Raw genomic sequence first — 11,532 nt, 5'->3', positions numbered from 1 at the left:
GGCCCTTGGGTCCAACAACCAACGCCGATCAAAAAAACAGCGACCACCCCCGCAGGACGATGTCGTACGGCCCTTGGCTCCAAAAACCATCGCCGCTCAAATAATCAGCGACAATCACTCACTTAGTTTTCCCCCTTCGCATCATGGCCCGCCTAAATCTCGAATTCCCCGAAGACCAATTCTGCTACTCCACCCACCTGACGGTGCGCGTGACCGATATCAACTCCGCCAACCACCTCGGCAACGACTCGATGATCTCGATGATTTCCGAGGCGCGCGCGCGCTTTCTGTTCGACCTGCGCACGGCAGACGAGCCGGATGCGCAGACCGACCAGGTGGGCATCATCGTGACCGACCTGGCCACCACCTACCGCACCGAGGCCCATGCCCGCGACCAGTTGCTGTTCGAGGTGGGGGTGATGGACTTCAACCGCTATGGCGGCGATATCACCTTCCGCATCACGCGCCCGGCAGATCAGGCGCTGGTGGCCATGGCCAAGTCCGGCTTTGTCTTTTTCAGCTACGAGCGCAAGCAGGTCGTGCCGATGCCGGAGGCGTTCGCGCGCAAGTTCCCCAAGGTCAACTGGGTGGACCGCGGGATGGCCAAGGCCGGCTGAGGTCGGCCCCGGCTCAAAGGCTACAGCCCGTAGTAAGGCCGGTTCGACTGGATGCGCGTGCTTTCGGTGGGCGGGAAACGTTCCTCGGCCAGCAGCTTTTGCAAGGCGGCCTTGCCTTGCGCCAGCGCGCCGATGTAATACGCGCTGACCGTGAGTTCGTCGAGCGCGCGCCAGGCATAGACCGACGCATCGACAAACAGGGTATCGGCCGGGCACGGCATGGCCGCGGCTTGCTGGGCGTAGAGATGCGCCTGCGCAAACTCGCCGCGCAGCCGGTGGTAGCGGGCCAGTTCGCACAGCGGCTCGGCACGCGCGGGGCGCGCCTGGTAGGCGGCAAGGTAGGCGTCTCGCACGGCGCCGGGGGCGTAGGCTGGGTTTGCCGCATGCGCGGCGTCGGCGGCAAGGCGTTCTGTCAGCACGGCGATCTGGTACAGCGCGAACCAGCGCTCTTCCTCCCAGCCGCCCATGGCCACGCGCGCCTGGTATTGCTTCAGGCTGGCTTCCAGCTTGCCGGCGTCGCGGTAGCTCTGCGCCAGGTAGAAGCAGTAGCGCGCGTTGGCCGGTTCCTTGCGCAGGGCGCGCTCCAGCACTTCGATGTCGCGCAGGTAGGTGTGCGGATCGCGGGCGCGGGCGCCATCGCGCGAGACCACGATGGCGGGGCCGGGCAGGTGCTGCCAGGCATGCGCCGGGTCCTGCGTCAGGTATTCGTGCAGCACGCCTTCCCAGCGCCAGGGCTGGCCCGCCTTGACCAGGGCGTTGCGCTGGTATTGCCAGCCGCCCAGCTCGCACTGGAAGCGGTAGCCGTCGTCGGCTAGCCGGGGCCAGCGGAATCCTTCTGGCATGCGCAGGGTTTCATCGGCATCGATGAACAGCACGTAGTCTTCGGTACCGGCCGAGCCCTCCATGCCAGCGCGCGCCAGCGCCAGGGCCTCGTTGCGGTTGTGCGCGAAATCGATCCAGGGCCGCTCATGGAGCGCGCCGGGCAGGTCCCCCATGATCTTGCGCACCAGCGCCTGGGTGCCGTCGGTGGAACCGGTGTCGACGATCGTCCAGCGGTCGATCCATGGCTTGACGGACGCGAGGCAGCGGGCGATCACCGGGGCCTCGTTCTTCACGATCATGTTCAGGCAGATGCGCGTCAATTCAGGTTTCCTGTGATCCTTGGGGGTGGGGCGGGGCCACGGGTGGGATGGTCGGTCCGGCGCCGCGGCGAGCCCAAGAATAACGGAAAACATGGCAGCGCAACACTGCGCGGCCGGGCGCATGGCGGAGCACGGCGAGGATGCCGAAACGCCAGGATATGTACAAGTCAACCACATGGGGTAAGGTGTAAGCACTGCCATCCGGGCCAACATCCCGGCCAACATCCGGGCCACGCCATCGCCATGGGTTTCTTCGATTCGCTTTTCCTGCGCAAGCCGCCGCCGGATCGTTTCGCGGCGCTGTTTATTGCCGCCGCCCGGCGCCAGGGCTTTGAGGGGCGCCTCGATTTCAACGCGGACGAGTTCCGGCTGGAGCACGGGCGCAACGCTTTTTTCAACCTCCACAACGCTTACCGGGCGTACTGCGAGGCGCCTGGCGCGCAGCGCGACAAGGCGCTGCATGGCTTCGTGGCCACCTTGTGCTCCAGCGGGCAGGCCACGCCGGCCCTGCTGTCCGAGGCCCGGCCCATGCTCCGCCCGCTGATCCGGAGCCGCTCGCTGATCGACGAGATCCGCCTGCACCACTTGCGCACGGAAGGCGATCCTTCGACCTTTGAGGTCGCCTACCTGCCCTTCGGCGAGGATTGCGTGATCCTGCTGGCGGTGGACTATCCGGAAACCACGTCGACGCTGCTCAATGGCCCCTGCGCCTCCTGGCAGGTGACGCTTGGCCAGGCGCTGCAGATCGCGGGCGACAACCTGCGCGACCACACCAGCGAAGCCTTCGTCCCGGTCGCGCAGGGCGTCTACCAGGGTGCCTGGAGCGACGGCTACGAGGCCAGCCGCGCGCTGCTTCCGGATGTGCTGGAGCGGGTACCGGTACGCGGCCGCCCGGTGTTCATGATGCCAACCCGCGAGGTGCTGCTGGTCACGGGCGACCAGGATGATGCCGGGCAGCTGCGCATGGTGGAGCTCAGCCTGCAGGCGTCCCGCCAGGGCCGCACGATCTCGCCGGCCATGTTCCGCTACCAGCCCGGGGGCGTGGCGCACGCTGTGCCCACGGGGACCGAGGTGTCGCATTTCGTTCCGGCCGGCGTGGAGGCTGCACGGCACCTTGCCCATCTGGTGCGGCTGTACCGCAAGGAGGAATACGACACGCAAAAGGCCGCCCTGGACCGCCTGAACGAGCGCGACGGCGCCGATGTCTTCCTGGCCAATTACCTGCTTTATGGGCGGCAGGACGATCCGCTTACCTCGTTCTCGATTACCACCTGGACGTGCGGCGTGGACACTTCGCTGCCACGCGCGGATCGCATCGCCCTGGTACGGCCCGACGCGGCCGATGGCACGGGGCAGACGCGCGTGGTGGGCTGGCAGCAGGCGCTGGCCATGCTGGGCGACCTGATGGAGCCGGAGCCGCAGTATCCTGCCAGGTATCGCGTCAAGGCGTTTCCCGACGATAGCCGGCTGGCGTTGCTCGATGAGATCGGCTGACGCTCGCCTGCCAATGCACCCGGCACGCCGTTAGCGCGTCTTGCGCAAAGTCAGGTTGATCCGCTCGCGGCCCACCAGCGCGTGATCGCCGTCGGCCAGCGGCGCAATGCCGTGGAACGCCAGCCTGGCCGGGCCACCCCATACCACCACATCGCCATGCGCCAGCCGCAAGCGCAGCGGGCGCTCGGCGCGGGCAAGGCCGCCGAACAGGAACACGGCCGGCAGGCCAAGCGACACCGAGACGATGGGCGCGCGCAGGTCGAGCTCATCGCGGTCCTGGTGCAGGGAGAGCCGGGTGCCTGGGGCATAGCGGTTGAGCAGGCACGCATCCGGCCGGAAGTCGGCAAAGCCGGCCGTGGCGGCCGCATCGCGCGCCAGCGCCAGGAAGGCATCCGGCATGCTTGGCCAGGGCTGGCCGCTGAGGGGATCGGCCGCTTCGTAGCGGTAGCCGGTGACATCCGAAACCCAGCCAAACTGGCCGCAGTTGGTCATGGCCACCGACATGCGCAGGCCGCCCGGCGTGACAAGGTGCCGCCACGGCGCTTGCGTGGCAATGGCGCGCACGTTATCCAGCAGGGTGAGTTCATGCTCCCGTGCGAAGCCGCGCAGCACGACTGCGCCGGGCACGATGGGCTCGGTGCGGGGGGCATCCTGGGGGAGGGAATCGAACAGATCGAAGGTCATGGCGTCTTGGCGGGCGGGGCGCGCCAGCCTTGATGGCTGCGGCCCCGCTCTAAAACGACATGGTAAGCGCGAATGCGCTGGGCTGCGTGGCATGCCCGGGCGTGTGCGCCCGAGCCGCCATCCCGCCCGGGCGGTCAGGCGAAGGTGTCGACTTCGCCGCGTGCGAGGGTGCGTGCCACCGGGGCCACGGGGCCGGCATTGACCGTGGCGGCCGGGATACCGGCCAACGTGCCGAAGCCGTTCTGCGCGTTGCCCGGCTGGCGTTGCTGCTGTTGGCCGTTGCCGGCCTGGCCGGCAAAGCCGTCGGCGCCCACCGAGGTCTGGCCCAGCTGGATCCCGTTGTCGGCCAGCGCGGTGCGCAGTTGCGGCAGCGCGGCTTCGACCGCGGCGCGCACGGCGGCGTGCGGCGAGACGAACTGGGCCTGGGCCTGGTCGTTGACGACGTTGAGCACGACCTTGAGCGGGCCGAGGTCGGGCGGATTGAGCTGCAGCTCGGCGGTGTGGTTGCCTTGGGTCGACAGGCGCACCATCTGCTGGCCCAGCGCTTGCGGCCACTGGCCGTCACCCACGGGCGGCGCGATCGGCAGCGAGGTGGTCGGCGACAGGCCGCCGGAGGTCGGCGCCTGGCTCGCGGCCAGGCTGCCGGCCGCCATCAGCGGCGTGACGGCGGCGGGCGTGGCTTCGGTGCTGGCCGGCTCGGCGGCGCGCATGGCTGCCGCCAGTTGCATCGGGTTGGCCGGCGTGGCGGCGGTGGCTGCCGCGGCTGCTGCGGGCGCGTTGCTCTTGCCGGCATCGCCAAGCTGCAGCGGGGCCTTGTACGGCTGGCCGAGCGAGGCGTCCTGCTGCCCGGAGGAGGCCTGGCCATTGCCGCCTTGCTGGCCGGCCATGGCGGCCTTGAGGCTGGCGGCCAGGTCCGGGGCGGCCTTGGTGGCGTCGGTGCCGGGCGTTGCGGCGGGCTTGTCCGTGGTTGCCGCCTGGGTGCTGGCCGCGGCTTGCGGCACGGCCTGAAGCGCGGCGCGCTGGGACGCGATGGTGGCCAGCGTATCGGCGGCGGCCGAGGTCGTCGGTGCGGCCGCGTCGGGTGTAGCGGCCGCGGCGGTGGCGAGCGCCGGGTTCTTCATGTCCTTCAAGCCGGCTTGCGCGCCCAGGGCGGCAGTGCCCGGCAGTCCGGCCGAGCCTGGCAGCGCGCCGTTGGCAGCCAGCGCGGCAGGCTGCGCTGGCTGGGCCGGTTGCGGCGCGAGCAGGGCGGCCAGCGCGGCGGCGGCGGACTGTGCGGCGGGATCCGCGGCTTGGTCCTCGGACGTTTCGTCGTCCTTATCCTGGCGGCGTGACGGCTTGGTGGCTACCGTGCTGGGCTGCGTGCCTTGCTTGGCGGTGTTGGCGGTCTGGCCGCTGGCGTCGTCGCGTGTGGACGCGCTATCGGTGTTGTTGTTGCCGGCGTTGCTGCTATTGCTGCTATTGCTGCTGGTGCGGTCGTCGTTGCGGGCGCGCGCCAGCGCATCGCCGAACCCTTGCTGCTGCTGCGCGTCGGCACTGCTGGTGTTGCTGCTGCTGCGCGAAGGGGCGGCCGTGGCGGCATTGCTGACAATCTGGCTGATATCGATCATGTTCGGGCTCGGTCTGTCTGGGCGGCTTAGCGGTGGCGGCCTGCAACTTGCAGGCGGGCGGCGCGGGCTGCGTATTCGTCGGTGTCGCGTTGCTCGCGGCGCGTGCTGGCAATCTGCTCGCGCGTATCCGCGCGGGTAATGAGCGTGTCGAAGGAACTCTGGCGGCGCTTTTGCTGCTGCCAGTTGGCGCGGCCAGCGAGCAACTGGGCTTCGGCCCGGGCCAGTGCTTCAGTCTGCTGGCGGATGGCGGTATCGAGCGAGGCCAGGAACTGCGCAAAGTCCTGCCAGCGGGTGGACGTCATGCCGTCCTGCGCGATGGCTTGCATGCGCTCGCGGTATTCCTGCCGGTACTGCGTGAGTGCGGCCAGTTGCTGCTCCGCCTGGTTGCGCAGGCCTTGCAGCCGGCCCAGCTCGCGCGCGGCGGCATCCGTATCGTTCTGGGCCAGGTCGGCCAAGGTATTCAATGCAGATGGCTTAGCCATGTTCACTCCGTTGGAAGAGACTATGCAACTGGCCGATCGAGGCGTCGTAGCCGGCGCGCTCATGGATGTCTTGCTGCAGGAAGGCCTCCATCTGCGGATGCAGGTGGATGGCCAGATCCAGCTCCGGATCGTTGCCCGGCACGTACGCGCCCACGCTGATCAGGTCGCGGTTGCGCTGGTAGCGCGACATCAATTGCTTGAAGCGCCGCACCGAGGCGAACTGCGGCGGCTCGATCAGCGCCGTCATGGCCCGGCTGATCGAGGCCTCCACGTCGATGGCGGGATAGTGGCCGGATTCCGCCAGGCTGCGCGACAGCACGATGTGGCCGTCCAGGATGGCGCGCGCTGAATCCGCGATCGGATCCTGCTGGTCGTCGCCTTCGGTCAGCACGGTGTAGAAGGCCGTGATCGAGCCGCCGCCTTCGGCGCCGTTGCCGGTACGCTCCACCAGCGTGGGGAGCTTGGCGAACACCGAGGGCGGATAGCCCTTGGTGGCGGGCGGCTCGCCGATGGCCAGGGCGATCTCGCGCTGGGCCATGGCGTAACGCGTGAGCGAGTCCATGATCAGCAGCACGTGCCGGCCCTGGTCGCGGAAGTACTCGGCCAGGCGCGTGGCATAGGAGGCGCCCTGCATGCGCAGCAGCGGCGAGGTGTCGGCAGGTGCCGCCACCACCACGGAGCGCGCGCGCCCTTCCGGACCCAGGATGTTCTCGATGAAGTCCTTCACTTCGCGGCCGCGCTCGCCGATCAGGCCGACCACGATCACTTCCGCGCTGGTGTAGCGCGCCATCATGCCCAGCAACACGCTCTTGCCCACACCGGAGCCGGCGAACAGTCCCATGCGCTGGCCGCGGCCCACGGTGAGCATGCCGTTGATGGCACGCACGCCCACGTCGAGCACAGTCTCGATGGGCGCGCGCGACAGCGGGTTGATCTGCGTGCCGCCGAGCGTGACTTCCGTGGCAGCGCTGATGGGGCCCAGGCCGTCCAGCGGACGCCCGGCGGCATCGAGCACGCGCCCGAGCAGGCCTTCGCCCACCGGCAGGCGCTTCGAGCCCGGCTCACGCGGGGTGGTGTCGCCGCTGGGCAGCGGCGTGGGCTCGAGCGGATAGACGCGCGCGCCGGGCACCAGGCCCACCACGTCGGATTGCGGCATCAGGTAGAGCCGGTCGGCGCCGAAGCCAACGACTTCTGCCTCGGCCAGGCGCGGCCCGGTGTTCTTGCCGTGCAACTGGCCACCCGGCAGCTCGATCAGGCAATCGCTGCCGACCGGCAGGCGCAGGCCCACGGCTTCCAGCACCAGGCCGGCGGCGCGGGTCAGGCGGCCGCAGCTGCGCTTGCTGTCGATCTCGGCAATGCCGGCCGAGGCCGCGGTGAGCGCATCGCGCCAGCGCTGGCCATGCAGGCCGGCGGTGAAATCCGTATTCACCGAGGTATTAGCCGAGGTATTGGCCGAGGTATCAGGCATGCGGCGGCTCCCACGGGTCGTCACGGCCGAGCGCCTTGACCACGCGGCTCCAGCGCGTGGACAGCGTGGCATCGAGCTCGCCGCTGGCGGCACTCGCCACGCAGCCGCCGCGCGCGATGGCCGGGTCGGCGCGCACGCTCCAGCCGGCGGCCTGGAGCTCGCCCGTCAGGTGGGTTTCCACCAGCGTGACATCTTCGGGATTGAGCAGCAGGCAGGGCGAGCCGGACAGCGCCGGCTCGGCCGCGAGCAGTTCGCGCACCGCCGGAAGCAGCACGGCGGGATCGGCCTGCACGGCTTGCACAACGAGCTGGCGCGCCACATCCAGCGCCAGTGAAATCAGGGTCTGGGCCACTTCTTCGTCAACGCGGCCAAGCGCGTGGCTGAAGGTGGCGGCCAGTTGCTGCAGGTGGGCGGCTTCGGTGCGTGCACCTTCCAGGCCGCGCGCATAGCCTTCGCGGTGGCCGTCGCCGTAGCCCTGGGTCTGGCCCTGGGTATAGCCCTGGGCGTAGCCTTCCTTGCGCGCGCCTTCCCGCATGGCGTCGAGCGCGGCAAAGTCGATGGGGGGCGGCGCTGGCTCCAGCGGCATGAACTCTGCCGGAGCGGGCGCGGCCTTGCGCGGATCCAGCGAGACCATCTGCCAGCGCTGCCAGCCGTTCTTCTGCGGGGCGCGGCCCGCCGGCGCGGCAAAGCTCTCGAAGCCGGCCTGCCGCGGCGCGCCGCGGTTGCCCGCTGCGCGGCCATCGCCGGCATCGCTGGCATGATCGCCGCGAAGGTCGCTGCGGCCATCGACAAATTCGCTGTCCGAGGCAAGGCCCCGGAACTGGCGCAGGGCACGTTCAGACGTAGGCATCGTCGCCACCACCGATTACAACTTCGCCGGCTTCGGCCAGGCGTCGTACCACCTGGAGGATGTTCTTCTGCTCGGCCTCGACTTGCGAGACCCGTACCGGGCCCAGCGCTTCGAGGTCTTCGCGCAGCATTTCGCCGGCGCGGGTCGACATGTTGCGGATGAACTTGTCGCGCAACTCCACCGGCGCGCCCTTGAGCGCGACGATGAGCGATTCGGTGGCCACTTCCTTGAGCACGCGCTGGATGCCGCGATCGTCGACTTCCATCAGGTTCTCGAACAGGAACATCTCGTCGATGATCTTCTGCGCGAGGTCGCCGTCGTGCAGGCGCACGCCTTCGATCACCGCTTCTTCGTGGGCCGTGCTCATCAGGTTGATGATCTCCGCCGCCGTACGCACACCGCCCATGCGGCTGCGCTTGAGGCTCTGGCCCGCCAGCAGCTTGGTCAGCACGTCGGTCAGTTCCTGCAGGGCGCCAGGCTGCACGCCGCCGAAGGTGGCGATCCGCAAGATCACGTCCTGGCGCAGGCGATCGGTGAACATGCCGATGATCTCGGACGACTTCTGCCGGTCCAGGTGGATCAGGATGGTGGCAATGATCTGCGGGTGTTCGTCGCGGATCAGTTCTGCCACCGAAGTGGAATCCATCCAGTTCAGCGAGTCGATGCCGGCGCCCGGGTCGCGGGACTCGAGGATGTCCTCGATCACCGATACCGCGCGCTCCTCGCCCAGCGCCTTGTTCAGCACGCTGCGGATGAAGGCGCTCGAATCCACATTCAGCGCGAGATACTGCTCGGTCTCCTGGCGGAACTCGGCCAGCACGGCAGACATCTGCTCGCGCGTCACCGAGTTGAGCGTGGCCATGGCCGAGCCCAGGCTCTGCACTTCGCGGGGGCCAAGGTGCTTGAATACTTCAGCTGCGGCGTCTTCACCGAGCGACATCATCAGGATGGCGCTCTTCTGCAATCCTTCATCGGTCATCGCTAGCCATCCAGTTTTTGATCACACTAGCAACCAGGCGCGGGTCGCGCTGCGCGGCGTCACGCACCAGGGCGAGATCGCTTTCATATTTAGCGGCAAGCCGCAGGACTTCCGGATTTGCCGGCTCTTCAGGCGGCAACAGAATAGCTTCGTTGTCGGCCGACTTTTCCTGTGGCGGCGGCAGGGGCGGCGCGGTGTACTTGCGCAGCACCGGACGCGCTACCTTGAACCACACGAACAGCGCCAGCAGTGCCAGCAGCAAGTAGCCGGCGGCGGTCTTGGCCAGGGCGATCATCTCCGGCTGCTTCCACAGCGGCAGTTCCGGCTTGATGTCGTTGTCCACGTTGAACGGGCTGTTGACCACGTTGAGCGAGTCGCCCCGGTCGGCCGAGAAGCCCATGGCTTCCTTGGTCAGGTTCTCGATCTGGGCGAGCTGCGCGGCAGGCAGGGCTTCAGACACCATCTTGCCGTTGGCGCCCGCCTTTTGACGGTAGTTGACCACCACGGCCACCGACAGGCGCTTCACGCCGCCCGGTGCCTGCTGCACATGGCGCACGGTACGGTCGAGCTCGTAGTTGGTGGTGGAGTCGTGGCGGTTGCTGCTCGGGCCGGTCTGGGCCGTGGCGGTGGCGCCGCCCTGGGCCTGGCCCGCGGCCTGGCCTTGCTGGCCGGGCTGCTGCCCCGGCTGGTTCGGCTGGCCCGGGCGCGGCGGCTGGGCCGTGGCGATCGGGGCCGTGGCCGGCGCCGGCGGCTGGTTGGACAGCGCGCCAGGCACGCCACCGACCGGCGCCGCGCCTTGCTGGCTCGACTCGCTCGATTGCTGGCTGCGAATGGCGGCGCGGGTCGGGTCCTGGTTCGGCTTGAAGGACTCGTCCGTGTGCTCGACGATGGAGAAGTCCACGTCGGCGGTCACCTGCGCTTTCACGTTGTCCTGGCCGAGGATCGGCGCCAGGATGGCCTCCACGCGCTGCGCGTAGTTGCGCTCCAGCGCCTGCACGTACTTGATCTGGCCGGCGTCGAGCATGCGCTCGTTGGTGCCGCTGCCGGACAGCAGGTTGCCGTGCTGGTCGACGATGGAGATGGCCTTGGGCGTGAGCTCCGGCACGCTGGACGAAACCAGGTGGCCGATCGCGGCGACCTGGCCGTCATCGATGGCGCGGCCCGGGTAGAGTTGCAGCACGATCGAGGCGGTCGGCTTCTGGCGTTCTCGCACGAACAGCGTCGGCTTGGGAATGGCCAGGTGCACGCGCGCCGACTGCACCGCCCCAATCGATTCGATCGAGCGGGCCAGCTCGCCTTCCAGGCCGCGCTGGTAGTTGACCTGTTCGGCAAACTGGCTGATGCCGAACTTCTGCGTGTCCATCAGTTCCATGCCCGTGGTGCCGCTCTTGGGCAAGCCCTGCGAAGCCAGGCGCAGCCGCGTTTCATGGACTTTCTCTGAGGGCACCATCACCGCACCGCCGCCTTCGGCGAACTTGTACGGCACGTTCATCTGCTGCAGGGAGGCGATGACGGCACCGCCGTCGCGCTCGGACAGATTGCTGTAGAGCACCTTGTAGTCCGGCGCACGCGACCAAAGCACACCCACCGCGATGGCCGCGGCGAGGGCCGCGCCGCCCAGTATCAGGGGCAGGCGCGGATTGGTCTTGAGTCGCTCGAACAGCTCGGACTTGTTCGACAGGGCTGCCACGGCGTTCATGCGCGCGCCCCCGTCACGGCCGGGCCGGCATGGGTCAGGATCGGCTGGGCCGGATGGCGGGCGCCGCTCTGGCTGCCCTGTCCACCCCGGCTGGCCTGGCTAACCCTGGCTTCGGCATGGCTAAGATCACGCTGCTGACAAAACACGCGTACTCCCCGCGATAGTTGATGAGATTCGGGTCCGGACCGGGCGCGCAAAGGTAAGCGGCATCCCAGATTCGGCACGGTATCGATGATCATCCAAGGCGGGTGCCGACAATCCGGCGAATAGGCCTCGTTTTCCACCCGAATTCCCGCAATGGCCCAGGTGACGCCGCGAGTACGCTTCGGGGGCTGGCACAGGCGGCGCGCGCGGATGCGGCATTTGTGGCATAGGCGGCGCATTGCGCCAGGTTTGCCGGCAGCGGCCAGGGCGAGTGCCCGGCGCAACCTTATTGACTCATTTTCGAACCGGTTTCCCCCGGGGCGGGCTTCGGCTGGCCAGGGCGGGGCGGGTTCCAAGCGGATCGCC

The 11,532-nt window shown here is 68.6% G+C and carries 10 protein-coding genes; 2 read left to right on the top strand and 8 right to left on the bottom strand.

The features are described 5' to 3' along the window. The first annotated feature begins 143 nt into the window (after positions 1–143). Positions 144–617, top strand: coding sequence for a thioesterase family protein (locus A9975_RS14445; RefSeq protein WP_150990490.1), 474 nt, complete (start codon positions 144–146; stop codon positions 615–617). 20 nt (positions 618–637) lie between these two features. Here A9975_RS14445 and A9975_RS14440 read toward each other — a convergent pair whose 3' ends face one another. After that, positions 638–1,759, bottom strand: coding sequence for a glycosyltransferase (locus tag A9975_RS14440; protein WP_255503216.1), 1,122 nt, complete (start codon positions 1,757–1,759; stop codon positions 638–640). Positions 1,760–2,002: 243 nt separating this feature from the next. Here A9975_RS14440 and A9975_RS14435 point away from each other — a divergent pair, with 243 nt between their 5' ends. Further along, positions 2,003–3,253, top strand: a complete 1,251-nt coding sequence (locus A9975_RS14435) for a hypothetical protein (RefSeq protein WP_255503215.1) — start codon at positions 2,003–2,005, stop codon at positions 3,251–3,253. Between the two features lie 30 nt (positions 3,254–3,283). Here A9975_RS14435 and alkB read toward each other — a convergent pair whose 3' ends face one another. The 7 genes from alkB to fliF all read right to left on the bottom strand — a co-directional run bounded on the left by alkB (position 3,284) and on the right by fliF (position 11,022). Further along, the gene (alkB, locus tag A9975_RS14430; RefSeq protein ID WP_183033379.1) at positions 3,284–3,937 is read right to left on the bottom strand and encodes a DNA oxidative demethylase AlkB; all 654 of its coding nucleotides are present in this window, start codon (positions 3,935–3,937) and stop codon (positions 3,284–3,286) included. A gap of 134 nt (positions 3,938–4,071) precedes the next feature. After that, complete coding sequence (locus A9975_RS14425; RefSeq protein ID WP_183033378.1) at positions 4,072–5,544, bottom strand: flagellar hook-length control protein FliK; 1,473 nt, start codon at positions 5,542–5,544, stop codon at positions 4,072–4,074. Between the two features lie 26 nt (positions 5,545–5,570). After that, complete coding sequence (gene fliJ / locus A9975_RS14420) at positions 5,571–6,026, bottom strand: flagellar export protein FliJ (RefSeq protein ID WP_174425237.1); 456 nt, start codon at positions 6,024–6,026, stop codon at positions 5,571–5,573. Continuing rightward, positions 6,019–7,494, bottom strand: a complete 1,476-nt coding sequence (gene fliI / locus A9975_RS14415) for a flagellar protein export ATPase FliI (protein WP_255503214.1) — start codon at positions 7,492–7,494, stop codon at positions 6,019–6,021. Before fliI ends, fliJ begins: the two co-directional genes overlap by 8 nt. Continuing rightward, the gene (gene fliH, locus A9975_RS14410; protein WP_183033377.1) at positions 7,487–8,344 is read right to left on the bottom strand and encodes a flagellar assembly protein FliH; all 858 of its coding nucleotides are present in this window, start codon (positions 8,342–8,344) and stop codon (positions 7,487–7,489) included. The genes fliI and fliH overlap by 8 nt, the downstream gene beginning before the upstream one ends. After that, positions 8,331–9,323: a flagellar motor switch protein FliG gene (gene fliG, locus A9975_RS14405; protein ID WP_183033376.1), complete on the bottom strand. Its 993-nt coding sequence runs from the start codon at positions 9,321–9,323 to the stop codon at positions 8,331–8,333. The genes fliH and fliG overlap by 14 nt, the downstream gene beginning before the upstream one ends. Next, positions 9,313–11,022 carry a flagellar basal-body MS-ring/collar protein FliF gene (fliF, locus tag A9975_RS14400; protein ID WP_183033375.1) on the bottom strand — a complete coding sequence of 570 codons (1,710 nt, stop codon included), beginning with the start codon at positions 11,020–11,022 and terminating at the stop codon, positions 9,313–9,315. The genes fliG and fliF overlap by 11 nt, the downstream gene beginning before the upstream one ends. Positions 11,023–11,532 lie beyond the last annotated feature (510 nt).

This window comes from Cupriavidus sp. UME77 (assembly GCF_014170355.1).
In the GTDB taxonomy this organism is placed as follows: Bacteria; Pseudomonadota; Gammaproteobacteria; order Burkholderiales; family Burkholderiaceae; genus Cupriavidus; species Cupriavidus basilensis.
Note: the sequence above shows the minus strand (reverse complement) of the source record. Positions and strands in the feature narration are given on the sequence as shown.